The following is a 25,628-nucleotide window of genomic DNA, read 5'->3' as shown; positions in this document are numbered from 1 at the left end:
TATTTTATTACAAAATTTAAATATTTTATTGACTAAAGATTTAAATTTTGGTAATATTTTTAAATTTCGTTTATTATTTAACACAATCTCATGATATTTTAAAATAAATGCTAAAGTAAAAAGTTTACATCCACAAACAGATAATGATATAACCGCCTTTTTTGATACAGGGTTGACCAATTTTTCTCTCGGCAGTATAATCTTTGTCGTGGTCTTTTATGGGGCATTAGCTCAGCTGGGAGAGCGTTGCCTTCGCATGGCAGAGGTCAGGGGTTCGATCCCCCTATGCTCCACTTTCTAGAGAGCCGTTGCATGATTTTTGTGCAACGGCTTTTATTGTATCCGGAAACAGTTGAATACATGCTAACCGTTCATTCACGCTTAATTAAGCCAGTGATCAATGACGCATTGTTAGATGGCGGTATATCTTTTTCCCTGCTCACCTTCAATCCTCTCAGACCATTCTTCCATCAGATTCTGTAACAGCCAACTTAAATATTTCTTTTCCACTTTCTGATTTTGGTCCTGAAACTCCTAAATGGTGCGACAGAATTAATATGAATCCATTTCCACATCGGCCAATTTGCACTAGTCACCGTCCACCTTCGTATACCCGGAACAAAAAGTTCTTCATCACTCAAGCCATTAACCCATCCGCACCATGTTTCAATCTTATCTCTAAACAATGCACGAAGCTCCTCCAATGAATCATTGGCGTAGTGCTGATAAAACTGCTGATAAAGCATTCCTAGTTGATTCCATTTGTAATCAGGGGTTGGTGTAATCACCTGTTTCCCAGCTAATTCATCTTCCTCCCAGCTCATCACGAGCGTCAGCCATCCAATCTGATAAGCAAGCATTTCCTGTGGTGTTCGATCCACTTCATCAAGGCGAATGTTCCGGTTCGCTTCAGGAACATTTTCAAATTCTTGATCAAAAAGTCGATATGTTTTTCGAATTTCATCAATTAATGCTTCTTTGTTTTCATAACCTGTCATTTCAAAACTCCCTAATTATTTTTTTAAACTATTATAACAAGATGAACAGGACAACGGACTAATGTATCACGGACAAACAATCGTCGGCTGATTCATTGAGTAGTTATGGGAAGTTCAATAATTGGTGGAACGCATGACAATTGTCATTTCTAATTCGGATAAACATCACTATTTTGCCAAATTCCTATTGGTTACACTTAAATAGCGATGAGAATACGTCTTTAGGCTTAGAAACATTTAATGCCTCAGCACGGTTAAACATTTCATATCATCCATTATGCTATGGATGGGCAGTAAAACATAAGAATAAGAAACTCTCGCGAACATTCAAGCGGGATAATAACTGGAGGAACCCAATGAGCTACATTGAATTAAAAGACATTCATAAGTCGTACAAGCTTTCCGGAAAGCAGACATTTCCCGTTCTTCATGGGGTCGATTTAAAACTTGAACGTGGGGAGTTTGTCTCTATTCTAGGCGAATCCGGCGGTGGAAAATCAACGTTGATGAATATCATCGGTGGTATGGACAAGGATTACACTGGTGATGTCCTGATCAACGGCAAGGCATTGCATCAGATGAAAGAAAAAGAGCTGGATGATTACCGTAAGACAAATGTCGGTTTCATTTTCCAAAGCTTCAATCTGATCAATCACATGACTGTTCTGAATAACGTGCTGATCACTCTGAAAATGACGACGATGTCGGAAAAGGAACGCGTGGCGCACGCCAAGGACCTACTAACGACTGTCGGACTCGGTGACCATCTCCACAAAAGGCCGAATCAGCTCTCCGGCGGTCAGAAGCAACGCGTGGCGATCGCCCGCGCACTAGCGAATAATCCGGATATTATCCTTGCTGACGAACCGACAGGAGCGCTTGACAAGAAGAACAGTGAGCAGATTATGGAGCTTCTTGACACAATTGCCAAGCAAGGCAAATTAGTCATCACGGTCACACACTCGCAAAAGGTTGCAGACTACGGAACACGCATCATAAAAATTGACGACGGGCGGATCGCTGATGACATCCGTCTCAAAGATGCCTATCCGCTGCCTGAACATCGCGAGGAACCGAAAACAAAAAATTTGAGCATGCCCGCAACATTTAAAATGGCCCTTGACAATATTCGCCACAACTTGAAACGAAATTTGCTCGTTACGATTGGCGGATCGATTGGTATATTCAGTGTCATCATTATGCTAGCATTGGGCAGCGGTGTGCAGACCTACCTTCACGACGAAATCATGAAAAATATAAATCCTACGGTCGTTCAGCTCACCAAGAAAGGAATCTCGCAGCAAGACGGCGAGAGCAGCCAAATTAAAAAATCCGCTGCAGTTTCAGAAGACGATCTTGCGAAGATGAAAAAGATCAATCATGTCACATCAGCGGAAAAAGTACTCTGGCTCTCCTCAACACGCATTAAGCTAGGCAGTAAAATCGCTATCCCACAATATTTTCAGACTGTAGATGGAGCGATTCCTGAAAAAGATTTAGCTAAGGGAAGCCATATCCCAGGGGCAAACGAAATCGGGTTGAGCAAGGACGTCGCTAAGCAGCTTTCGAAAAAACCAAACAGTCTGATTGGAAAAACCGTTACTTTCTATGTCAACATGACGGACAAAAATCAACAGCCGATCGTCATGCAGAAAAAATTGAAAATCTCAGCCATTTTTAACGGAAACGCGCAAATGGGCCTGCTCACAGCTGACTATGGTACATTGCAGGATATGTACGATAAGCAGAAGCTGACGTTAAAGGCGAATATGGCAACCGTCAAGATCGACAAAATTGAAAATGTTAAGACCGTCCAGAACTACTTTAAAAAGCATGGCTACACGCCAAACGGAGCCGGCGCATTTCTTGATTCACTGACACTCTACATTTCCATCGCATCCTATGTACTCGCCGCGATTGCCGGCATTTCGCTTCTGGTCTCAGCAATCATGATCATTGTCGTTCTGTATATAAGTGTTTCTGAACGGACAAAGGAGATCGGCATCTTACGCGCGATCGGCGCACGGCGCAAGGACATTCGCCATCTTTTCTTCTCGGAAGCGAGTTTGCTCGGCTTATTCAGCGGAGCAATCGGAGTTGGGTTGGCATTTATTGCCGCCGCAATCGGCAATTATTTCGCCCGTCCGCATATGCACGTGTCCCTGCTTGATGTGACACCGGGCTTTGTCCTTTTCGGATTAATGATAAGCATACTGATCAGTGTCATTGCCGGCCTTGCCCCTTCTTCTAAGGCAGCCAACCTTGATCCGGTTGAATCATTACGTAAATTTGATTAACGGCTTCAATACGATCCCCTTTTATTTAAGGGGATTTTTTGTTACACTGTTTGCCTGGGCTGATCAACAAGGGATAAAAAGAATCATGTTGAATGTGCTTGAAACCAACACTAACGCCATTACTCTGTATAAAAAAATGGGATTTGCTGTTGAAGGCCTGCTCAGAGAAGACAAAAAGCTTTCCGATGGCAACTACTACAGCACTATAATTATGGGACGATTGAATAACCATCATTAATTGCGAGCAAAAGGTTGCACGTAAAAAAACGGAGCACCTACGCTCCGTTTTTCAGCAGTTATTCTTATTTTATTTTAAGGATGGCCAAGATCTTTTGGATCCCGAATCCGATAATGCTATACACAATTAAAGCGAAGACTGCAGAAAGATCGAGGCTGTGCTCATTAAAGACAATTGGATGAAAAATGCCTTGAAAAGGCTTAAGTATCGGCTCACTCAGACTGTTAAGCAGATTCACAAAAGGTGTCGGATTTGCACCGAAAAATTGCAGCAAGATATATAAAACAATGACAACTTGAACGAATGTTAAAAGGATGCTGATCAATTTGGGAAACATTCCGGTAGAGTTTCTTCGTTTCACGTGTCCTATTCCCTTCCTTTCCGAATCGTTTACAAAGCATGTCCGTCAAGGCATCACTGCACTATATGTTAAGGGATAATGTGACCTTAGTCAAACCCCAAACCGTTAATCACCCTTCCACCTTACACGAACAAACAGTCTATAACATACGGAATATCTCCAAAAAAAAGAAGCTCCACCCCTTTATGAGGCAAAGCTTCTTATATTATCTGGAAAATCAATGATTCAATCGTGCTTCAAGTGTTGCTTTTTCTGCTTCATAGCCAGGCTTGCCGAGCAGTGCAAACATATTCTTTTTATATGCTTCAACACCCGGTTGATTAAATGGATTCACGCCGAGCAGATATCCGCTGATCGCAACTGCTTTTTCGAAGAAGTAAATCAGGTAACCAAAGTGATAGGCATTCAGTTCAGGAATGGTCACCACGAGCTGCGGCACTTGACCGTCTGTATGTGCAAGACGCACACCTTCAGCAGCTTTTTTATTAACGAAATCCATCGTCTTGTCAGCAAGAAAATTCAGGTTGTCCAAATTTCCTTTTTCTGCTTTGATCGTCACATTCTTTCTTGGTTCGCCTACAAGCACTGCCGTTTCAAACATTACGCGACGGCCTTCCTGTACAAATTGTCCAAGTGAATGAAGATCCGTACTGAAATCAGCTGAAGAAGGGTACAATCCCTTGAAGTCTTTGCCTTCACTTTCTCCGAAGAGCTGCTTCCACCATTCTGAGAAATAGTGCAGATGCGGTTCAAAGTTGACAAGCATCTCAACCGATTTGCCCTTATTGTATAGAATGTTACGAACCGCTGCATATTGATAAGCAGCGTTTTTGCTCAAATCAGGTTCGCTGAAGTCATTCTGTGCATCTCTTGCGCCGGTCATGAGTTCATCAATATCAATTCCGGAAGCAGCAATTGGCAGCAGACCGACTGCCGTCAGCACTGAAAAGCGTCCGCCGACGTCATCCGGAATAACAAAGGATTCGTACCCTTCGTTGTCAGCAAGAGTTTTTAACGCACCTTTTGCTTTATCTGTGGTCGCATAGATTCTGCCCTTTGCTTCTTCTTTACCGTACTTATTTTCAAGAAATTCACGGAATACGCGGAACGCGATCGCAGGTTCAGTCGTTGTTCCTGACTTAGAAATAACATTAACCGAAACATCCTTATCCTTGAGCACATCAAACAATTCATTCAAATAGGTTGAACTAATGCTGTTGCCTGCAAAGAATACCTGCGGTGTTTTGCGTTCTCCTTTCGGAAGAATGTTATAAAATGAGTGGTTAAGGGTTTCAATTGCCGCGCGGGCACCCAAATAGGATCCGCCGATACCAATAACTACTAAAACATCCGAATCTGATTTAATTTTCTCTGCTGCTTTCTTAATCCTGGAGAATTCTTCTTTATCATATGCAGTTGGGAGATCAAGCCAGCCAAGAAAATCATTGCCTGCTCCGGTTTTTTCATGAATTGCTTGATGAGCAGTCGATACTTGCGCTGTCAGATAATCCAATTCATGTTGTGCAAAAAATGAAAGTGCATTGCTGTAATCAAAAGCAACTTTCTTGCTCATTTCATCGGCCTCCAATACTCAAAATAATTCCTCCTTAACTGTACAAGACCATGAGGGCAAATTCAAGTCATGATTCCCTTTTCTTTCATCAAATTGCAAACGATTTCACAGATCATTCACTAATTATATTTTATTCAATCATCATTTTTATGAATAGATGTGGGAAAAAAAGCCATGCTAGTCATGCACGCACATAAAAGGAGGTACGGTTATGAGCGGTTTGCAGAAAACATGTCTCGTACTACTTATCATCGGCGGAATAAATTGGGGGTTAATCGGATTTTTTCGGTTTGACCTTGTCTCTGCGATATTCGGTGGATCAGGAACTGCACTTTCACGCCTCGTGTATGGGATTGTCGGCATTTGTGCCCTGTATTGCCTAACAATCTTATTTAGACCAAACGAAGGTCTGGAGCGCGAACGGGAAACTCAAACCCATTAAGCTTCAGCAACACAAAAAAGGATCCTTGCCCTAGATGCAAGGATCCTTTTTTCATTTCAATTTTTTATGATTGGAGCGCAGGCTCATGCTCCACACTTACTGTTTTCTCAATATAAATCTGATGCCAGAGCATGAACATTAAAACGGTCCAAATTTTTCTACTGTTATCGATTTTCCCACTGCAATGATCATCCAACAATTTAAGCACATATGACTTATTAATATAAGTATCCGTATCGCTGTCATGGATAATTTTAAGCGCCCAGTCATGCATTTCATCCTTCAGCCAGATGCGGATCGGTACTGGGAAGCCAAGCTTTTTTCTAAATAGAATCGAATCCGGAACAATACCACGCATGGCTTCACGGAACGCATATTTCGTTGTTCCCTGTGCAGTTTTAAGCGAGGCAGGCAGCGAGCGGGCAACATCAAACACATTTGTATCCAAGAATGGAACACGCAGCTCCAATGAATGCGCCATCGTCATCCGATCAGCAACCACAAGAATATCTCCGCGTAGCCATGTTTCAATATCAACGAGCTGCATTTGGTCCAATTTGTTGTTCCCAGAAGCTTTTTTATAGATTGGATTCGTGATATCCGTAAATGAAGTGTTCTCAGAAAAAGTCTTCAGTACATATTTCTTCTCTTCTTCATTGAAGATAAACGCATTTCCAACATATCGTTTGGAAAGCGGTGTCGTTCCTCTAAGCAGGTAGCTACGTCCTTTTAACGTATCAGGAAGTCTTGACGCAAGTGCGTGAAGCAAGTTTTTCCCAAGTTCAGGGACGGAGTCAAACCATTTCAGAGAAAGCGGTTCTCGATAAATATTATAGCCGCCGAACAGTTCGTCAGCTCCTTCTCCTGAAAGGACAACCTTCACTTGTTTTCTTGCCTCCCGGGCAACAAAATAATTCGGAATTGCTGCCGGATCGGCGAGCGGGTTATCCAAATGCCAAACGATCTTCGGCATCTCTTTCATACACATTTCGGGTGTAATCTCAAGCGCGTAATTTTCGACACCAAGCTTTTCCGCAGAGTCTCTTGCAACATCAACCTCATTGTAGCCTTTGCTTGCAAACCCTACTGTAAACGTTTTAATCTTTTCATTAAAACGTTTAGCCAAAGCAACAATTGATGTTGAATCAATACCGCTGGATAAGAAGGCACCAACCGGAACATCGCTTCTCATGTGTATTTTCACCGAATCAATAAGCACGTCCTGTATTTTCTTTTTTGCATCATCAATTGACTGATTGACAGGAGCAAACGTTGGATGCCAAAACGCCTTATTCTGCAACGGCTTGCCATTTTTTTTAATAAGGTAGTGTCCAGGCTCCAGACTTCTTACATTTCCCGCAAGCATATTGGGCTCAGGAACAAATTGAAAGGTGAGATAATATTGCAAAGCCTTCTCTTCGATCGGATGCGTCTCGTCGCTAATGAGCAGGCTTTTCATTTCGGAAGCGAAGAAAATCCCATTGTCCTGCTCCATATAATAAAATGGCTTAATACCAAAGTGATCACGTGCAGCAAATAAGGTTTTGTCCTGCTTATCCCAAATAATAAAAGCAAACATTCCTCGCAAATAGTTGACACAATCTAAACCGCGATCAGCGTATAGAGCGACAATGACTTCCGTGTCCGATGTCGTTTCAAAACTGAAACCTTTCATAATTAATTCATTGCGCAATTCAACGTAATTATAAACTTCGCCATTAAAAATAATGTAGTAACGATCATTTTCATATGGAAGCGGCTGATGTCCACCTGCAAGATCAATAATACTCAATCTGCGAAAGGCTAACTGTACCTGATTATCCGTATAATACCCCACATCATCGGGTCCCCTGTGATTAATAATCTCTGCTCGTGAGGTCATCGAATTTTGTTCATGATTATCCGGTTCCAAATGAGGATTTCTTGCGATATATCCGCAAAATCCGCACATTAAAAAGTCTCCTTTCAGAGATGGCTGGTGAATGACTCACAAGCAACATTCCCCGTCTCAACATCGAGTATAATTCCGATACTAAGTTTAGCATTGACTCGTACAAATTCAAAGTTTTGACTGGTTTCATTACTTGTAAACTTTCCCATCTTCTTAAGAGACCATCATCGTATCAATTTTCCGCCTGGTCAGTAAAGAGCTCTTGAATCGGTACATCTAGTACCACTGCCACTTTAGCGAGTGTCGCAGCACTTATTTTACTTCTGCCGCATTCAAGATAATAGTAACCATTGGCGCTTTGATATCCGATTCGTGTGGCCATTTCTTGCAATGACATTTTTGATTCTCTTAACTGTCTCATTCTGTTCAGGTCAACAGTCAGCATAGTGATCCTCCTCATTACCTTATTGGTAATTTTAGTTAGAATTATAGCATTAAGATCTAAATATCATCAATCATTTTTCCTATTTGTCAAACAAAACACTATTAAAAAGGGAACATGATAGAATTTTCTTGTTTAGTGATAAAGCAAAATGTAGGAGGATTACTCCTGATGGTTAACACGTTGGGCAGCAGAATCCGTTTCCTGCGCGATGAAAAAAGTGTATCGCAGCTTGAAATGGCGCGTCAATTAAATATTTCCAATGCGCAGCTGAGCCGCTACGAATCAGGAGATCGCAAACCAGATCCTGAAATGATTGTGCAAATTGCGGATTATCTTCGTGTTTCTACAGATTATTTACTTGGTCGCACTGGTTTGATAAATGAGTCTGCATTAGGGTACGGCAGTCAAGAAGATAAGGAATTACTTATGAAGGTCAAAAAGATTCCGGAACTTGACCATCTGATTGATCAAATGAACGAGAATCCTGAAAAGGCAAATCGGTTAATGCAAATTTGGAAATGGCTGAAATGAGCAACAGGAAGCTCATCGTAAATGCCTTCAATTTTAATAGAACTCATTATTTTCATGCAATACACCCTTCAATGCCCCCCAACCATTGCACTCTATTTTTCGTGTCTTCAATCAATCCCTTTACTTCACAAATGGTTAATTTATGAGCAAGAAACGTGTTGCCAGAGACAATCGGACTTTCTTCATAGGTCTCTATTAACTACTCTATGTAAACACATCATTTAAAAAAATAATAGTCCCTCCGGCTGGCAGATTTGCTTATCCGCCAAACTAGAGAGACTATAATTATTTAATCGGCACAATGCTTAAAGAAGATTTAATTTGCCCTTCTTCAGCACGAGTGGAACACCGCCAAGCATGAGCAGGTAGCGATCATCAATTACCTTTTTCATTGCCGCTGCAGGCTTGCCAGTCAATTTATGGTCAAACACGACACCGATCGCCTGTTTTTCACCAAGTGATGCCACTGTACCCTTAGGCTTGTATACAAACGGTTCAGTCGCTTCACCCTTAAGGATATGTTTCATATTTTTCGCCAAATTTTCGGCTTCTTGAATGGCAATCTGAGCCGTTGGCGGATAAGGACGTTCCGCATTAGGAGGGAAGACAACAGCGACATCTCCGATTGCGAAAATGTGATCGTCCTCTGAAGCACGAAGATCTGCACTTACCTGGATTTTGTCGCGGTTCGTTTCAAATCCGGATTCAGCAGGAATGTGGTTAGCTTTGACACCGCCTGTCCAAACAACGGTACCAGCCTGAATTTCTTCCAATTCTTCGCTGTCCTTCTTTTGAACCTTAACGCCTTCGGAGGTCGCTTCTTTAATAAACGTACTTAATTTAAATTCAACGCCTTTACTTTCCAAATAGTTTTGCGCATAATTTGCCAATTCCCGATCAAACGGAGGCAGAACAAAAGGCATACCTTCAACATCCACAATTCGTACTTTACTAGGATCAATATCATATTCCTTGCAAAGTGCCGGAATCCGGTCAACAAGCTCTCCCAAAAATTCAACACCGCTCAATCCAGCACCACCGACAACAATAGTCAAGTCGCTGTCTTTTGCATCCGGGTCACTGTTGTAGCTTGCAAACCGATACTCGATGTGTTCGCGAATCTTACGTGCCGTGTTTACGCTGCGAATAGCAAACGCATTTTCTTCCAATCCTTTGATACCGAATGTATTCGACTCAAATCCGAGTGAAATGACCAGATAATCATAATCAATCTCACCGTTTTTGAGCAATACTTTGTGATTCTCACGGTCAATAGACTGAACAGAATCTTGCACAAAATGTACACGTTTTGTGTTGATCACATTTTTAATCAACATTCTTGTGCGATCATGGTGAATCGTTCCCGCTGCAGCTTCGTGCAGCCAAGTTGTTTGATAATGATAATTATGCTTATTGACAAGCGTAATATCCGCATCTTCCACACTTAATTCTTTTGTGAGGCGCACGGTTGCCATCATACCGCCGTATCCGGCGCCAAGTATAACGATTTTCGGCTTACTCATGGTTGTTCACAGCCACCTTTTTCTTTTTATAAAAAATATAAATACAGTTATTAGGTTGGTTTGCCGATGCATAACATCGGCCGACTAATATGCTCACTCTCGTTGAACTGAATCCAGCAAGCAAACCATCAATGCAATTGAAGTTGATTCGTTTTCCTCTTAATAATATGTCTTTTTTGTTAACAATTCAAGGATAATTTGTGTCAAAAATATTTATAATACGAAATGGACAAATCTTCCTCACGGATAACAATACGCGTCAAAATGTACTTCATCAACCAATTTGATTGTCATCCATGTATTGCTAAAAAAATCCAAATTCCTCCATTGATGGATATGAAAATTTCCAAATTAAGATACAATAAAAGCACCTGAATGAACAGATGCCGTTAGGTTGCCGTCAAATCATCAGACAGCTTCTATAATTAAATTGATCTCTAGGTTCAGAAATTATGTCCCAAGACATAATTTAGTTCATCTACTGTTAGGAACACATTTTCAGATGAACTAAATTGTCCTTCTTTTTTAAGCGTGAACCATCTTTCTAAGAGTTGATTATACCGTGGCAATGTAGGAAAATGTGAATTCAAATCCTCTAATTTTTTATTTTTAATCAGCTCTTTTACTTCATTAAATTGATCGTATTTGTTAATTAAGCATTCAGTAAAGGCGTAATGCGAAGTTTCGTTATTTCCATCGAACCCACTAAAAACAACTTCACTTTCATCAATGCTATTCCGATCATCAACAGCTAATTGTTGATAGCTCGAATACAGACTTCGAAACATACTCAAGACATTAATTACTTTTTTCTCAATGTCTTCATCTATATTATCGTTTACATAACTAAAATAATCATTATAGATATATGGATATCCATTGATCAATGCTTCAATTATGCCATCAAACTCTGCCGTTGAATGGGTATCCAATTTTCTTAAGATGATATATTGATTAGCTAAAATGAGTCGTTCGGTTTTTGACAGCTTTATTTGTTCCATTGTTTACCATCTCCATTTTTGCAGGATATGATTAGTCATTCAACAGAACTTGAAATAATTCCTGCTTCATTCGAACGATCGATATTAAAGAAAAAACACCTTTTAGTGATGAATCACTAAAAGGTGCTCGAAAAAAAAGACAGCCGCGAGTTTTTAGCTTTCCAAAATGAACGAAATCAATAGTCATTGTGAAAACCTAAAGAGCAGCTGACTAGGAATTGATTGATACACAATTTAATTTGCAAACTTTAGTTAAAGAGAGAGTTCAATACCTTTATTTTTCAAATTTAACAGGCAGGATTTCAAATAATCCTCATCATGCTCTGGATAAATAGGATCTTTTAAAGGTACGCATTCAAGTTCACTGTATTTTAAGCATTTTTTCCCACGAAAAAACGGATCTGCCCATTGCATATCAGGATTATATCCACGTTTCTTCATTTCTTTAATTACAATCATGTGAAACTGAAAAAGTTTGTATGGAGAATACTTAAAAACATAGTTAACGGTCGCATGCGGTCGGCCCCATCCATTTCCTCTTAGAGCTGCACATTCTCGATGTTGTCCTAGCAGTTGCTGTCTCGGTAAAAAGGGAATGAGTTTTTGATGCCAAAGTCTCAAGGGATCACGAACCTTTAAAGCAGTTTGCTGTACGTTTTAGAATTGAAAAGATAAGTCGCACCGTATTTAATAGTTAAATTTGCTAAATATGCTTCTAAGTAATCTGTTTTTTCAGCAGTCACACTGTTTTGCAGGCTGTCCTTCGTTGTCTGCAGTTTTAAATGAATGACCGCAGCCGCATGAAGAAATTGCGTTCGGATTATCGATTGTGAATCCGCCGCCGTCAAGATTTTGTTTGAAATCAATGGTGACTCCGTCGAGCATTGGCGCGCTGTTCTGGTCGACAACTACCTTAAAACCTTGGCCTTCAAAAGCGAGATCGCCGTCAATCATTTTATCATCGAATCCCATTCCGTAAGTCAGTCCGGAGCAGCCGCCGCCACCGACACCAACGCGGAGGAATAAGTTTTCTCCCGGTTCGTTCTCAATCATTTCCTTGACGCGAAAGCTGGCAGCATCAGTCAATGTAATATTCATTTCTTTCAGCTCCTTTTATGATTTAGTAACATTATATCGTGATGTGACCTGAATCACAAATAAACATCCTTTATGCCTGAAAATAGACCCCTTCACAAATCGTTTTTGCTTCACCGGTCATCATCACATGATTCGTATCGTTTCTCCATTCAATCTGTAAATCGCCGCCTTCAAGATGCACGGTTACCGGCACATTCTTTGCGACACGCTCTTCCAAAACAGAGGCAACAACACACGCGCATGCACCTGTACCGCATGCTTGAGTGATTCCTGATCCGCGTTCCCACACACGGTAGTTCACTTCCCGATCTGTAATCGGTTCAATGAAGCCGATATTAGCACCATTTGGAAAAAGAGGATCCGTATCGGCAAGCATCGCGCCAAGCTTGTGAATCGGCGCCTTAGCAATATCTTCCACAAAAAATAAGGCATGCGGATTTCCCATGGATACGGCAGTGAATGTATACCCCTTATCCTCAACGGATAGGGGCTCGCGAATAACCTTTTGTCCGCGTTTGTCTCCTGCTACAGGAATCCGCTCTCGTTCAAGAATCGGTTCTCCCATATCTACGGTCACCTCATCCACAACACCGTTCTGCACATGTACAACGGCCCATTTATTGCCAGAGCGGGTTTCAATTGCAAATCGTTTTGAATCGACCAGTTGATGCTCATAGGCGTATTTTGCGACACAACGAAGTCCATTCCCGCAATTCATCGCTTCGGAACCATCCTTGTTAAAGATACGCATTTGCACATCAGCGACAGTCGACGGCAAAATCAGAATTAAACCATCAGAACCAATCCCTTTATAAGGATCGGAAACGTGCTGTGAAAGTTCAGGAAAGGACGTGATCGATGATAAATCCCGCGTGATCCCGTCCAAATAGATGTAACAATTGCCAAGGCCATGCATTTTTGTAAACTGAATTTCCTGTCCCAAATTCATCACTCCAGTCCTATGTAAGCCGCTCAATATGATAGCGGTATGTCAGCGTCAGCGTAATACCTGTGTTGCCCAGATGTAATCACGATCCATCGTTTCAATAACGATTTTTTCATGACAGCAAGGCATAATTAGATTTGCTTTAATTCCCTCGAAAGCACCGTCAACAGCTTCTTTTTTAATCGAAAGCAAAACCGGCGATTTATGACAAAATGGACACTCTTCAAAATAGAGGTCGTTCGCAACCCTCTCATAGGGCCAGCTGTGATGAAAATCGAGCATATGATGTCCTCCTTTTTATCTGATCGATCGTGCGTATGCTTATTGGTTTGTTTGCCGAAGACACATACCGTGCTCAATTAAGTAGTGTACAATCGGCTTGAGTGTGATAAATCCCTCGCCAAGCACCTTCCCTTGTGATACCACAAGCGGATAAAAATAGTCATCGTCAAGAATTTTAGCACAATAGGCACGGTCTTCAGCTGTTTCCGGTTTATTAAGATCAATGTAACGGACTGAAATCGTTCCGTCAAATTTACGTGAAAGAGCTGCCTCCAGCCATTCAGCAGTTGCCTTTGCCGGCGGTGCCTGAACGCAGCTTGCGCAGACGGCTTCAGCTCCGTATACTGTTAGTTCCAATCCGTTCACCTCAAGATCACATGTAATTTACTAATTAATATAGCAAATTCACACGGCTGCGTCACTGATTTGATTTTTGACAATCGCTTCAGTTGTTGAACTGGTATGACTTATCAATAGATTTTCCAGATAAAAAAAGCTATAATGAGTCTAAATGCAACAGTGGAGGAGTGTGTGTATGTATAATCAAGTCGAAGAGGTACTGGAGAAGCTTCGTCCCTACCTGCTGCGCGATGGCGGAGATGTTGAATTGTTGGACGTGGAGAACGGCATTGTACGTGTCCGATTACTCGGCGCATGCGGCAATTGTCCAAGTTCGACACTCACGCTGAAAGCAGGCATCGAACGAGCACTCGTTGAAAATGTTCCCGGAATTAAAGAGCTTGAACAAGTCTTTTAAATAGAACTGGATAAAGCTGAGCACCGTTTGCTGAATTTGCGAACGGTGCTTTTTTTGTCATAATGGACGGGACAGCCATTCTGGGGCATAGAATCGATTTTTATAACGGTCTGCAAGAAATGAAAGCAGCCGCTCTTGATCCCTCACTTTTTCTTCTCCCTGGCGCAAAACCAATTCAAGGTCACGTTCGTTGGCATTTACGGAACCAGTAAAATATCGCTCACAGCATTCTATGAAGGTAAGCGGATAGAGAAGGCGTCCATACATCTTGGCAATTGCGGGCTCACTCAACGGAAAGCGCGCTTCGTAATCATCTAAAAAAGCTTTGGCTGTCAGCTCCGGATCACTTCGCACGCTTTGCCAAGCAAGTGTGCGAAGCCCTTCCGCCAAATCCCTGGATCGATCGTCAACAACCCAAAGAGCAGGATTATCTATAGGAAAACGTTCGTAATCGACAAATTGATCGTGTCCGATACAAAGCGGTTCCGCATTGGGGGAGTTGATGGATTCATCAACAGCCATCTGAATTGCATTTTCTGCACAGCCTGAAAAGTATGGAAAATGATCTACGAACACTTGCTCAAAAGACGAGCGCTGCCCTTCATTTTGACAAACATCATATTTTTTTTCCAATGTATCAAGTCGTTTCTCTAAGTTTTCTGTTCTCGATTGCCCTGTTGATTCGGGAAATGACGCCAAATCGACACCTGATGTCCGCGCGTGAAATTCTGCAAGCATTGCCCCGGCTGATCGTTCCAGCCGATCCGTTTGTAGTGGAGAATTCATCAGGACCCATGACTCTCCATTCACTTCCGTATCATAGCGGCCTTCACGGTTTCGCACCATTCGGCAGACCGGTAATCCGGCTTCGATCGCTAAATAATCCGCCCATCGTGCCAGCTGTTCTAAATTATGGTGATAAAATTGATTTATGGGATAAAAATAAAGCCTAATGGGTCCGTCTGTATTCTGCATATCGTAATCTTTGGCCACTACCGACCGCCAGTCAGGCATATTCATAATACGGCCGCCTCCATTGTCAGACTTCTACTTTATCCATTCTATTGATCAAAAGTATATTTCATCACCCGAACAAGCAATGATTTCCATAAGAAAAACCGAGCAAAAAGCGCCCGGTCTTTAATCTCCAGCCATGTGTGATTGGTTTGTGTCTTTACAGTGTTGAATCATCGCTTCGGTTGCTCGCTTGCCGCAGGCGTCTCGCACCTCCGCTTTGATTCTCGGTCAAGACACTGGTTTATTCGTTTAAATATGGGGTAAAATCTTATACTTTCTTTACTTGTTAAAAAACCGCATTAAAAATGCGGCCATATAAGCGGTTATTCAGTTAAAGAATTTGTTAAAAAATCATGATAATCGTCGTTATTAATGGCACTTATTCAAAGTTCCATTCACTTAGGGACTTTAATGCATACGAAGGCTGTACGGTCTTCGTCTTCAAAACTTCAGCAGACGTTACGCCAGTGTGAACAATGAGGGTATCAAGGCCCGCATTAATTCCTGCCATAATGTCTGTATCATAATTATCTCCGATCATGAGTGTGCGCTGCTTGGTTGTACCTAATTTCTCAAGCGCCAAATCGATGATAATCGGCTCCGGTTTCCCGATAAATACTGGCTTTACACCTGTGGACACAGTGATTACGGATGTCAGCGCTCCGTTTCCCGGTACCAGACCGCGTTCATTAGGAAGTGCGACATCCGGATTTGTGGAAACAAAGGCTGCACCGGAACGGACTGCCAGACATGCCTTCGCATATTTTTCATAGGTAATATGCCGATCCATACCAAATGCGACAAAATCAGGGTGCTCCTCTTCATAGGTAAAACCAGCGGCTTGCATCGCTTGCTGCAATCCTTGCTCACCAATGTAGAGCACTTTTGCGTTAGGCTTTTGCGCTTTTATATAGCTCGCTGTTGCAATGCTCGTTGTCAAGACGTCATCCGGCGTGCACGGAATACCAAACCCGGATAATTGATCGGCAACGGCTTCTTTCGTGCGCGTCGAATTATTAGTTACAAACAAATAACGCAGTCCTTTGCTTTTTAACGTCTTCACAAAGGTTACAGCTTCCGGTATTTCTTCTTTTCCCCAATAAACGGTACCATCAAGGTCAAGCAAAAATGCATCATACTTTTCCAACCGTCTCTACCTCCATGTTGTTTTACATTGCATCTTGTCTTTGAGCAAAATCAGACTTATCAATTGTCTGATTTTGTGCACACTAACAGACAAGGTTCATACGTTTATTTACCATCAATTTTTTTCAGTACAAAATAGGCACAGCCAAAGCTGCAATATTCAACAATGTAATCAACAAGTGTGCTTATTTTCGTATCAAAGGTTGATTTCGGATTATGGTTTTCATAGAAGCCGCGAAGCCTCAGCTGCTCATAACCCCAATCGCCGACTATGTAATCGAATTTGTTCAGGATTTCGCTGTATCGCTTTAAAAAGGCTTCCTCATTCCAGCCGTTCCGAACATCTTCTACAACTTCATATTTATGGTGTTCAACAGAAACGATTGAACCGGTCAATGGGATAACCTCCCCTCTTGATTGCCGTATAGCACATCATGGCATCTGCCCGCTTTTGGATGCAAAGCAGAGCATCATATCCGCATACTGTCCATTATAGCAGATCACGCGGCTTTCGTGAAAAGTGCAAAAACAAATCAATTTTACACAAAATAAGAAAGAAAAAAATTAAAGGAATGTAGTCTTCGCCTTCGCCAGTGGCTTGGCGAAGCCAAGTTTGCTAATAAAAATGAACGATGAAAGGATCGTTGTTAAATCATGTCGCTGCGGTCACGAATTATCTATAGCTTACTCATTATATTTTTTGTATCATCGCAAACCGTTCACGCACAAGTAAAGCCGGATACACAAGCTCAAGAGCGAAAGGCACTGTATTTAAAAACTGCATTGCTCACTGATGTTCCTTGGAATGTGCTTGCCGGATGCGACCAATATGCACGCAATATAAACGCGTTACGGCTTGAGAAAAAAAATAAAAATGAACTAATCAGCATTACCTTTCCAAAGCGCGTATGGGCAGGTCCGCTCAATCCTGATCTCAATGATGAGAATCCGAAAACCATTGCCTTATTCGGAGGTGTGGGTAAGGACGGGAATGGCGACGGCCATGCAAGTCTTGAAAGTCCTGAGGATCGGCTCTACACATTTGCCGAACAAATTGTTCAATCCGGACCAGGTGAAGAAAACATACGAATTGGCCTGTGGAACATCTATAACAGAGGCAAAGCCGTGGACCTTATCGAAGATTTTGCTCGACTCTTTGACTATGCAACGCCAGCTAAATTGGAACAGCACGCTTTTCCCGTCCCGACAAATTACAATTATGATTATGCCTCGACATGGGGCGCAAAGCGAGGATGGGGCGGAAATCGAATTCATGAAGGAACCGACATTTTCGCCGATTACGGAACACCAGTCCGTGCAACCGCTTATGGTGTCATCGAACTGATAGGCTGGAATAAATACGGTGGTTGGCGGATCGGCCTACGCGATCTGCATGGAAACTACCATTATTTTGCCCACTTGAACGGCTATGCACCCGGAATTCATCACAATGTTATTACGAAGCCAGGACAAGTCATTGGTTATGTCGGAAGCTCGGGATACGGTCCAAAAGGAACGATGGGAAAATTTCCGCCGCATTTGCATTATGGGCTGTACAGAGATAACGGACATGCAGAGTATTCTGTTGATCCGTACCCGGCATTAAGGATATGGGAACAGCAGGCAAATAAGAACGAATCCAAATGAGAACGCAACACTTGAGCGTGACTACGAGTGTTGCGTTTTACTGACCACTTTTCTTTTTTTCTTCTTTTTTAGGTGTCTCAATCGGTACTGCGGTCGAAATGCCGGATCCATTTGAGCTGTAATAGTAAGGAACACCGGGACTGAGACCTTTGCCGCCAAGCGGTATATGTTGCACAATTGTTTTCGTCTTCATTTCAAACGGAACAATAACATCAACCTTAATTTTGACATCAAGATACAACATAAACAGCGTGTTATTGATGCCCTCATTCTTATAGTTCCAACGGATGTCGCTCTCGACGTTACTGACCACATCCATTTCAACAGGAACACGCGGTCCGTAATTACTCAGCAATGCGTTATTTAGAACCTGCCCCAACGGGATGTCGGCGATCAAAGCCTCACCGTTATGATGTTTGCTGTATACTAGATCATCAGCATGACCATTGGTTAAGGAAATACGCCCTTTCTCAGCCGCTCTTAAAAACCAAAGAATTCGATTAGAAATAATTCCTTTTAAACGATTAGCTTCCTCAGTATTCAGATCGAAATCACTCACCGTATTCTCATCCGTACGGTGAGTGAGAATCAGTTTAGAGGGATCTATTTTCGGTAATTCATTAGGATCATTTTTCTCATTCACGTTGCTTAATACATTTTGCCCAATTCCATAATTGATCGCATAATTACTGATTTGTTCCGTTTGTGTGAGCGCGATACTCATTACGGCGGGCTTCATTTTCTCATTGACAATCCAAATTGCTAGGGAAACGCACAGAAAAAAAATGAAGAGTGAGAGAAACAGCGTATGCTTAATCGACATGTTCTTTCTTCTGTAGCGTCGGCTCGGTTTAAACATGACAACCCTCCTCCACATCATTTATATGACTGTGAAGGAGGGTTAAGTCTTTTTTCTATGGAAAACTCATGGCACATCATGCATCTGAATGATTCCGCAAAATCTATTCAGATTTTGATTGAAGAAATTAGGCCATTTTTTTCAAAGCGTCTAAACCAATCGTACCTGCATGAATGCCAAGCTTTTCCGCACCGACCGTCACTTCTGCCAGTGGTGCATGCAGAAGATCGTCCAGAGTGCGGACACCGACTGCCTTTCCGGCCAGCACGTTTCGATCAGCGAGCTTATCATTAAGTAAATTCACATCCAGCGCACCACACATAATGTAGCCATTTTTCCCAGCAATCACAAGCAAAGTCGTTTTCGGTAATGAGACACTGATCCCTTGATACAGAATGCCATCAATTGTATAAGGTTGCACGTCAATCATTATTAAGCCTCCCTCCCCACCTATCCTATGGGGAGAGTGGGCAATGGGTGAATTGTCATTTTTCTTTAAGCAATTGACCGAGCCGCCATGCAAGCAGATCGCGCAATGTTTCCGGCAAATAGAAGCGCTGCTCAGCTTTGACAATCGGAGGAAGAAATGAGCCTAAGGTAAACATATCGATCGTACCGACACTATATCGCCTTAAGTTATCAATCGGCTGCCCGTGTATTCGGACATTAACCAGTGAATCTGAAATTATTTCATACGAAAGTCCGCTAAACACAAGCCGGCCAAGCATTTTACCGCGAAATCCGAATCCTTTTAATTCAAAGGTTTGAAAGTCTTTTTTCCGTCCGAGACGAATCATTTCAACAATTTCTTCCCCCGTCACTTCGACGCGGCATGGATTAATCGGGTGAGGACAGATGCGATGAATCATGAATCGCGTAACAGGACCTTTCAACAGGTGATCCAGTATAACACCCGCATTCACCATTCCGATATCTGCATCACACCACTTGCGAAGCGCATCAGCCATTAAGTCGGTTAATTCTGATTTTGCAAACCAATCGACCGGATAATCGTGATCGAGCACGGCAATAACCTTCTGCATATTTGCAATGCCTTTTTGAGTCAGTTCGCGCACCTCATTGTTCGCGCTCTGATCAGATGGTTCACGAAGCGTTACAAGATCTGCACCTTTATAAACAACCTTTCTCTTTAGTTCATCATAATCAACGACGATATGACCGACGTATTGAAGAAACTTTCCGGTTTGGGCAATTAACGTACCGCTTACTATTTTCCCCTGTTCAAGCACATGATGCGTATGAGCACCGATAATAACATCGATTCCTTCAATTTCCCGTGCGACCTTTTCATCAAACGGCAAACCGACATGAGACAATAAAACGAGAACATCGACCTTGCCGCGTATCTGTGTCACCAGGTTCGTTAATTCGGAATATGGATCCTTAATGGTCCAACCAAGCTGGCTGTAAAAATGAGGAAAAGCAGCTGTCAACCCGATCAGACCAACCTTCACGCCCTGCATCTCCTGAATCACGTATGGCATGCACCATTGCGGACGCTTTCCGGTTTGCTGATCATAGAGATTGGCGAGCACAATCTTAAAACGTCTCATCAGATACGCAATGCTGAGTTGCTCTTTCGTAAATGTAATCCCCTCATTATTGCCAATGGTCACGTAGTCATAGTGTGCATCATTTAATAATTTTACGTTTCCTGTTCCGAGCAGCCCCTCTGTCATTGGATTTACACGGTCCATATGATCGCCTAAATCTAAGGTCAGAAACGGCTCTCCAGCTTCATTAAGGCGTTCTCGTTCCTGATTCAAGTAACGTACCAAGCAGCCCCACGAATCAAGATGGCTGTGAATATCATTTGTATGTAAAAAATGGAGTGTGATCAAACGTAAACCTCCCATTAAGAAACAAACCATGCAGCTTTTTAAAGCTGACATATCTATTTTATCCTCTGCAGCTTTTATTCTGTCAAGGAGGAGTCGCCTTTTTTAAATTTCTTTACCCAAAAAACACAAAACCTTTCAAACCGTCCGAAGGCGGATTGAAAGGTATCAATACTTGACTTGATCATCTATGCTTGTTAGCCGATCGAGCCTTCCATGTTATATTTAATCAGCCGGTTCATTTCGACTGCATACTCCATCGGGAGTTCTTTCGTAAACGGCTCAATGAAGCCCATAACGATCATTTCCGTCGCTTCTTGTTCGGTTAACCCTCGGCTCATCAAATAGAAGAGCTGTTCTTCGGAGACCTTGGAAACCTTCGCTTCATGTTCCATCGAAATATCCTTATTCAATACTTCATTATAAGGAATCGTATCCGATGTCGATTTATCATCCATGATCAAAGTGTCGCATTCAATATGGGCGCGGGAATTCTTCGCATTCGGTGCAAAATGAACCTTGCCTCGATAGGTTACATTACCGCCATTCTTAGCGATGGATTTCGAGATGATCGTTGATGATGTGTTCGGAGCCAGATGCATCATCTTTGATCCGGAATCTTGGTTCTGTCCCTTGCCGCCGATCGCGATTGTCAGCGTACTTCCCCGTGATCCTTCACCTTTTAGTACGACGGATGGGTACTTCATCGTAACGGCGGAACCGATGTTTCCGTCTACCCATTCCATCGTCGCATGTTCCTCACAGATCGCGCGCTGGGTAACAAGATTGTACACGTTGTTTGCCCAGTTTTGAATCGTTGTATAACGACAGTAAGCATCTTTGCACACATAGATTTCAACAATACCGCTGTGCAGTGAGCTGCTGGAATATACAGGCGCAGTACAGCCTTCAACATAATGTACAGAAGCACCTTGATCGACAATGATCAGCGTGCGTTCAAACTGACCCATGCTCTCTGAGTTAATGCGGAAATAGGCTTGAAGCGGTGTCTTGCAAACCACACCCTTCGGAATATAAACGAAGGATCCGCCGGACCAGCATGCTGCGTTCAACGCGGAAAATTTATTATCAGCAAAAGAAATCACTTTGCCAAAGTACTGTTTAAACAAATCTTCATGCTTTTGAAGCGCGGAATCTGTGTCAAGGAAAATGACACCATCTTTTTCAAGATCTTCCTTCATACTGTGATAGACAACCTCGGACTCATATTGCGCAGAAACACCTGCAAGGTATTTGCGCTCAGCTTCCGGGATACCCAGTTTATCAAAGGTATCCTTGATTTCACTCGGTACTTCATCCCAGGAACGGCCTTGGTTTTGTACCGGCTTCACATAATAGGTCAAGTCATCGAAGTTCAGTCCGCTTAAATCTGCGCCCCATTGCGGCATGGGTCTTTTATAAAAATGATGCAGTCCTTTCAAACGATAATTAAGCATCCATTCCGGTTCGTTTTTTTTCTTGGAAATTTCGCGTACGATGTCCTCAGTCAAACCACGCTTTGTTCGAAACACAGACACGTCTTTTTCCCGGAACCCATACTTATATTCTTCAATTTCGGGCAGCTGCTGTTCTGTAGCCATCGCGATATTCCTCCTTTTTCATCTTACTCAACGATACATCTGTATCGCCATTTATAATCACAGATACTTACTGATCTTAGTCAACAGTTGGCATGAGCAATTGCTTAGATTCAGTTTACCACAATTCACAGAATTGTTGATTATTGACGACTTTTTTCCTTATCCGCCTCACGTAATGCTTTCTCAACAGCTTTCCATGCTAAGGTCGCACATTTAATTCTAGCCGGGTATTGAGAAACACCGTGAAGTGCTTCAGCATCTCCGAGATCCAAATCATCATTATGCTCGCGCCCTTGAACCATTTCAGAGAAATCAAAGGTAAGCTGATGAATTTTATCAATCTCCAATCCCTTGATCGCCTCAGTCATCATAGAGGCGGAGGATTGACTAATGGCACATCCGGAGCCTAAATATTTTACATTGACAACCTTGTTGTCTTCTATTTCAAGTGACACTTGAATTTTATCGCCGCATGACGGATTATTCATGTTTACCGTCACACAGTGATTTCCCTCAAGTTCACCTTTGTTTCGTGGTTTTTTATAGTGATCCATAATAACAGAACGGTAAAGCTGGTCAAGATTATTAAACAACATGTCCAAAGAACTCCTTCGTTTCTTTAATTCCTTTGGCTAGTGCTTCAATTTCGTCCTCAGAATTGTAGAAATAAAAGCTTGCACGAACCGTTGATTCGCATTTTAAGCAGCTCATCAACGGCTGGGCACAGTGATGACCGGCACGAACAGCGATGCCCTCCGAGTCAAGCGCAGTCGATACGTCATGAGGATGTACGCCCTCAATATTGAATGAGATGAGTCCGGAGCGTTCGCTTGGCCCATATAATGTGACCCCTTCAATTTCTGAAAGCATATCGTAAGCCTTCGCTGTTATCTGTTCTTCATAATGCTGAATCGCATCCATACCGATACTCTGTAAGTAATCGATTGCCGCCCCAAGTCCGATTGCTCCGGCAATATGCGGCGTTCCGGCTTCAAGCTTCCAAGGAAGCTCTGCCCAGGTCGCACTCTGAAAACCAACTTCATCAATCATTTCTCCCCCGGTCTCAACCGGTTCCATGGCTTCAAGAAATTCTTGTTTGCCATACAGAATGCCGATGCCTGTTGGTCCGAGCATTTTATGTCCTGAAAAAGCGAAAAAATCCGCATCGAGATCTTGAACATCCACAGTCATATGCGGCGTGCTTTGCGCGCCGTCTACAACCATAATTGCGCCATGTTCATGAGCGATTTTCGCAATCTCTTTTACAGGATTAACAGTTCCCAGTACGTTGGAAACCTCCGTTACCGATACGATCTTTGTTTGATTCGTAATCGTTTTGCGGACTTTAGCAAGATCTAAAGTGCCGTCAGCTTCCATTGGAAAATAACGGAGTACAGCTCCCGTTTTCTTAGCAACCTGCTGCCAAGGAATCAGATTTGCGTGATGCTCCATTGGCGTGATCACAATCTCGTCTCCCTCGCTCAACCGCGCAAGACCATATCCGTAGGCAATCAAATTCAGGCTCTGAGTTGTACCCGTAGTATAAATGATTTCTTTTTCGCTGCTCGCATTGATAAAGCGGCGGATTTTTTCCCGTGCTTCCTCATAGCGGTCCGTTGCAATTGTACCCAACGTATGCACGCCGCGGTGTACATTGGAATTATAGGTCTCGTAATAATTAACCATTGTCTGAATGACGGAGACAGGTTTCTGAGAGGTCGCCGAATTATCCAAATAGACCAAATTGTGTCCATTGACTTGCTGCTTCAGGATAGGAAAATCTTGACGAATTGATTGAATATCCATTAGCCGACTTTCCTTTCAATTAAAGTTGTCAATTGTTTGCGCACACCTTCAATAGGAAGCAAATCAACAATCGGTGCAAGAAAACCTTCAACGATTAGTTTTTCCGCTAACTCCTGTTTAATGCCGCGGCTCATCAAATAGTAAAGCTGATCCGGATCTACTCTGCCAACAGATGCCGCATGTCCGGCGATAACGTCATATTCATCAATGAGCAGGATCGGATTCGCGTCACCGCGAGCTTCATCGCTGAGCATCAGGACACGCTGCGTCTGTTCACCATCGGCACCCGATGCACCATGTTCGATTTTCGTTCTTGCATTAAAAATGGAATTTGATGCATCTTTTTGCGCGGCACGGACAAGCAGCTGGCTTTGCGTTGCCTTACCCACATGACGCACATAATTATCGAAATTCTGTTTTTGAGACCCACTTCCGATACTTACTGCTTTAATGTCTGCAGCTGCTCCGTCTCCTTCGAGATTCGTTGCGTTCTCCGACAATGTGTTTCCGTCGTTCATCTGGCCAAGTGCCCATTGGATACGTCCGTCCTTTGCTACTTCTGCTTGGCGGCTGACATATGTGACAATCTGATCTGTAAATTCATCGACCGCGCCATATTTCACCTGTGCATTTTCACCTACAATAACTTCATTAACCAAGTTCGCCGCACCTTCGCCAACTGAGTTGTCGGAAAGATAGCTTTCTACAAAAGTAACCGAGCTGTTCTGTTCTGCAACGACTACCGTATGTGCCACGAGGCCGGAAGATGGGGCATCCTGATAATAAACAGCTTGGATCGGCTGCTCGATCACAACATTCTTTGGAATATAAAGAAAGGTACCACCATTAACCAGAGCTGCATTCAAAGCTGTCAGTTGATGTTTATCTATCGGTGTTGTCTTAAAATAGTAGTTCGCAAGCAAGTCGCCATGTTCCCGAATTGCTGTTGCCAAATCGGTATAAATAACGCCCTGATCAGTCAGTTCTTTTGAAAGTCTGCTGTAAACAGCAGAACTGTTTACATGAATCAGAACATTGCCTGCTTCTTCGCCGTTTTTCATCAGATTTTGAATACTATCAGGCAGCTCGCTTAATTGATTTACAGCACTGCTCCCGATCTGATAATTAAAGTTGGTAAAATTCCAATCTGCAATTCGTGTTTTTTCCGGCTTTGGAAGCGGAAGTTCTTCGGCTAGGCTCAAACCTTTTAACCGTGTATCTGAAAACCATTTCGGTTCTTTTCGTTCTTCAGCAAATTTTGTTAGTTCTTCCGCGTCGAATGGAAGATTTTTCAATTGCATGGACATCGT

General features: G+C 42.5%; 28 protein-coding genes, 1 tRNA gene and 1 pseudogene. 8 read left to right on the top strand and 22 right to left on the bottom strand.

The features are described 5' to 3' along the window. The first annotated feature begins 220 nt into the window (after window positions 1–220). A tRNA-Ala gene (locus NOM01_RS05250) sits at window positions 221–293 on the top strand. A 19-nt stretch (window positions 294–312) separates the two neighbouring features. Continuing rightward, on the top strand, window positions 313–483 hold the full coding sequence (locus tag NOM01_RS05245; RefSeq protein ID WP_255746995.1) for a hypothetical protein: 171 nt from the start codon (window positions 313–315) through the stop codon (window positions 481–483). Between the two features lie 8 nt (window positions 484–491). Here the strand turns inward: NOM01_RS05245 and NOM01_RS05240 are convergent, their stop codons facing one another. Then, window positions 492–998 (bottom strand): ClbS/DfsB family four-helix bundle protein, encoded by a 507-nt coding sequence (locus tag NOM01_RS05240; protein ID WP_255746993.1) that lies wholly within the window; start codon window positions 996–998, stop codon window positions 492–494. Window positions 999–1,354: 356 nt separating this feature from the next. Between NOM01_RS05240 and NOM01_RS05235 the strand changes: the two genes are divergently transcribed. After that, window positions 1,355–3,295 (top strand): ABC transporter ATP-binding protein/permease, encoded by a 1,941-nt coding sequence (locus NOM01_RS05235; RefSeq protein ID WP_255746990.1) that lies wholly within the window; start codon window positions 1,355–1,357, stop codon window positions 3,293–3,295. Window positions 3,296–3,347: 52 nt separating this feature from the next. Beyond that, window positions 3,348–3,533 (top strand): annotated as a pseudogene (locus tag NOM01_RS05230) (GNAT family N-acetyltransferase); the annotation flags it as partial. 64 nt (window positions 3,534–3,597) lie between these two features. Here NOM01_RS05230 and NOM01_RS05225 read toward each other — a convergent pair. Both NOM01_RS05225 and NOM01_RS05220 read right to left on the bottom strand, forming a co-directional pair. Beyond that, a complete protein-coding gene (locus tag NOM01_RS05225) occupies window positions 3,598–3,894 on the bottom strand; it encodes a YggT family protein (RefSeq protein WP_255746989.1) in 297 nt (98 codons plus the stop codon). 217 nt (window positions 3,895–4,111) lie between these two features. Beyond that, window positions 4,112–5,467: a glucose-6-phosphate isomerase gene (locus NOM01_RS05220; RefSeq protein ID WP_255746987.1), complete on the bottom strand. Its 1,356-nt coding sequence runs from the start codon at window positions 5,465–5,467 to the stop codon at window positions 4,112–4,114. Between the two features lie 211 nt (window positions 5,468–5,678). On the opposite strand from NOM01_RS05220, the gene NOM01_RS05215 reads away from it, so the two are divergent. After that, window positions 5,679–5,909: a DUF378 domain-containing protein gene (locus NOM01_RS05215; RefSeq protein WP_255746985.1), complete on the top strand. Its 231-nt coding sequence runs from the start codon at window positions 5,679–5,681 to the stop codon at window positions 5,907–5,909. Window positions 5,910–5,973: 64 nt separating this feature from the next. On the opposite strand, the gene asnB is transcribed toward NOM01_RS05215, so the two are convergent. Both asnB and NOM01_RS05205 read right to left on the bottom strand, forming a co-directional pair. Beyond that, on the bottom strand, window positions 5,974–7,860 hold the full coding sequence (gene asnB / locus NOM01_RS05210) for an asparagine synthase (glutamine-hydrolyzing) (protein WP_255746983.1): 1,887 nt from the start codon (window positions 7,858–7,860) through the stop codon (window positions 5,974–5,976). Window positions 7,861–8,032: 172 nt separating this feature from the next. Continuing rightward, complete coding sequence (locus tag NOM01_RS05205; protein WP_255746981.1) at window positions 8,033–8,245, bottom strand: helix-turn-helix domain-containing protein; 213 nt, start codon at window positions 8,243–8,245, stop codon at window positions 8,033–8,035. A gap of 168 nt (window positions 8,246–8,413) precedes the next feature. Between NOM01_RS05205 and NOM01_RS05200 the strand changes: the two genes are divergently transcribed. After that, window positions 8,414–8,776, top strand: a complete 363-nt coding sequence (locus NOM01_RS05200) for a helix-turn-helix domain-containing protein (protein ID WP_255746979.1) — start codon at window positions 8,414–8,416, stop codon at window positions 8,774–8,776. 305 nt (window positions 8,777–9,081) lie between these two features. On the opposite strand, the gene NOM01_RS05195 is transcribed toward NOM01_RS05200, so the two are convergent. The 7 genes from NOM01_RS05195 to NOM01_RS05165 form a co-directional block, all read right to left on the bottom strand. Beyond that, window positions 9,082–10,299 carry an NAD(P)/FAD-dependent oxidoreductase gene (locus NOM01_RS05195; protein ID WP_255746977.1) on the bottom strand — a complete coding sequence of 406 codons (1,218 nt, stop codon included), beginning with the start codon at window positions 10,297–10,299 and terminating at the stop codon, window positions 9,082–9,084. A gap of 443 nt (window positions 10,300–10,742) precedes the next feature. Further along, window positions 10,743–11,300 (bottom strand): YfbU family protein, encoded by a 558-nt coding sequence (locus tag NOM01_RS05190; RefSeq protein WP_255746974.1) that lies wholly within the window; start codon window positions 11,298–11,300, stop codon window positions 10,743–10,745. A gap of 252 nt (window positions 11,301–11,552) precedes the next feature. Next, a complete protein-coding gene (locus NOM01_RS05185) occupies window positions 11,553–11,921 on the bottom strand; it encodes a TIGR02328 family protein (RefSeq protein ID WP_255746972.1) in 369 nt (122 codons plus the stop codon). 111 nt (window positions 11,922–12,032) lie between these two features. Beyond that, window positions 12,033–12,398, bottom strand: coding sequence for a HesB/IscA family protein (locus tag NOM01_RS05180; protein WP_255746969.1), 366 nt, complete (start codon window positions 12,396–12,398; stop codon window positions 12,033–12,035). A 70-nt stretch (window positions 12,399–12,468) separates the two neighbouring features. Continuing rightward, entirely contained in the window at window positions 12,469–13,341 is an 873-nt protein-coding gene (gene dapF / locus NOM01_RS05175; RefSeq protein ID WP_370645937.1) for a diaminopimelate epimerase, read from the bottom strand. Between the two features lie 54 nt (window positions 13,342–13,395). After that, window positions 13,396–13,626, bottom strand: coding sequence for a hypothetical protein (locus NOM01_RS05170; RefSeq protein ID WP_255746964.1), 231 nt, complete (start codon window positions 13,624–13,626; stop codon window positions 13,396–13,398). Between the two features lie 39 nt (window positions 13,627–13,665). Beyond that, window positions 13,666–13,983: a DUF1462 family protein gene (locus NOM01_RS05165; protein ID WP_255746961.1), complete on the bottom strand. Its 318-nt coding sequence runs from the start codon at window positions 13,981–13,983 to the stop codon at window positions 13,666–13,668. 178 nt (window positions 13,984–14,161) lie between these two features. Here NOM01_RS05165 and NOM01_RS05160 point away from each other — a divergent pair, with 178 nt between their 5' ends. Further along, a complete protein-coding gene (locus NOM01_RS05160) occupies window positions 14,162–14,383 on the top strand; it encodes a NifU family protein (RefSeq protein ID WP_255746959.1) in 222 nt (73 codons plus the stop codon). Window positions 14,384–14,440: 57 nt separating this feature from the next. Here NOM01_RS05160 and NOM01_RS05155 read toward each other — a convergent pair whose 3' ends face one another. The 3 genes from NOM01_RS05155 to NOM01_RS05145 form a co-directional block, all read right to left on the bottom strand. Continuing rightward, window positions 14,441–15,403 carry a hypothetical protein gene (locus tag NOM01_RS05155; protein WP_255746958.1) on the bottom strand — a complete coding sequence of 321 codons (963 nt, stop codon included), beginning with the start codon at window positions 15,401–15,403 and terminating at the stop codon, window positions 14,441–14,443. Window positions 15,404–15,779: 376 nt separating this feature from the next. Then, a complete protein-coding gene (locus NOM01_RS05150) occupies window positions 15,780–16,547 on the bottom strand; it encodes a TIGR01457 family HAD-type hydrolase (RefSeq protein ID WP_255746957.1) in 768 nt (255 codons plus the stop codon). A 104-nt stretch (window positions 16,548–16,651) separates the two neighbouring features. After that, window positions 16,652–16,942, bottom strand: coding sequence for a YutD family protein (locus tag NOM01_RS05145; RefSeq protein ID WP_255746956.1), 291 nt, complete (start codon window positions 16,940–16,942; stop codon window positions 16,652–16,654). Between the two features lie 258 nt (window positions 16,943–17,200). On the opposite strand from NOM01_RS05145, the gene NOM01_RS05140 reads away from it, so the two are divergent. After that, entirely contained in the window at window positions 17,201–18,193 is a 993-nt protein-coding gene (locus tag NOM01_RS05140; protein WP_255746954.1) for a M23 family metallopeptidase, read from the top strand. A gap of 37 nt (window positions 18,194–18,230) precedes the next feature. Here NOM01_RS05140 and yunB read toward each other — a convergent pair whose 3' ends face one another. The 7 genes from yunB to sufD all read right to left on the bottom strand — a co-directional run bounded on the left by yunB (window position 18,231) and on the right by sufD (window position 25,625). Then, on the bottom strand, window positions 18,231–19,052 hold the full coding sequence (gene yunB / locus NOM01_RS05135; RefSeq protein WP_255746952.1) for a sporulation protein YunB: 822 nt from the start codon (window positions 19,050–19,052) through the stop codon (window positions 18,231–18,233). A gap of 127 nt (window positions 19,053–19,179) precedes the next feature. Further along, complete coding sequence (locus NOM01_RS05130) at window positions 19,180–19,482, bottom strand: YunC family protein (RefSeq protein ID WP_255746950.1); 303 nt, start codon at window positions 19,480–19,482, stop codon at window positions 19,180–19,182. A gap of 55 nt (window positions 19,483–19,537) precedes the next feature. Then, on the bottom strand, window positions 19,538–20,914 hold the full coding sequence (locus tag NOM01_RS05125) for a bifunctional metallophosphatase/5'-nucleotidase (protein WP_255746949.1): 1,377 nt from the start codon (window positions 20,912–20,914) through the stop codon (window positions 19,538–19,540). 194 nt (window positions 20,915–21,108) lie between these two features. Beyond that, a complete protein-coding gene (gene sufB / locus NOM01_RS05120; RefSeq protein ID WP_255746947.1) occupies window positions 21,109–22,512 on the bottom strand; it encodes a Fe-S cluster assembly protein SufB in 1,404 nt (467 codons plus the stop codon). A gap of 140 nt (window positions 22,513–22,652) precedes the next feature. Further along, window positions 22,653–23,108, bottom strand: coding sequence for a Fe-S cluster assembly sulfur transfer protein SufU (gene sufU, locus NOM01_RS05115; protein ID WP_255746945.1), 456 nt, complete (start codon window positions 23,106–23,108; stop codon window positions 22,653–22,655). Beyond that, on the bottom strand, window positions 23,098–24,318 hold the full coding sequence (locus NOM01_RS05110; protein ID WP_255746943.1) for an aminotransferase class V-fold PLP-dependent enzyme: 1,221 nt from the start codon (window positions 24,316–24,318) through the stop codon (window positions 23,098–23,100). The genes sufU and NOM01_RS05110 overlap by 11 nt, the downstream gene beginning before the upstream one ends. Next, window positions 24,318–25,625 (bottom strand): Fe-S cluster assembly protein SufD, encoded by a 1,308-nt coding sequence (sufD, locus tag NOM01_RS05105; protein ID WP_255746941.1) that lies wholly within the window; start codon window positions 25,623–25,625, stop codon window positions 24,318–24,320. The genes NOM01_RS05110 and sufD overlap by 1 nt, the downstream gene beginning before the upstream one ends. Between the last annotated feature and the right edge of the window lie 3 nt (window positions 25,626–25,628).

Source organism: Sporolactobacillus sp. STSJ-5 (assembly GCF_024385605.1).
GTDB lineage: Bacteria > Bacillota > Bacilli > Bacillales > Sporolactobacillaceae > Sporolactobacillus.
Note: the sequence above shows the minus strand (reverse complement) of the source record. Positions and strands in the feature narration are given on the sequence as shown.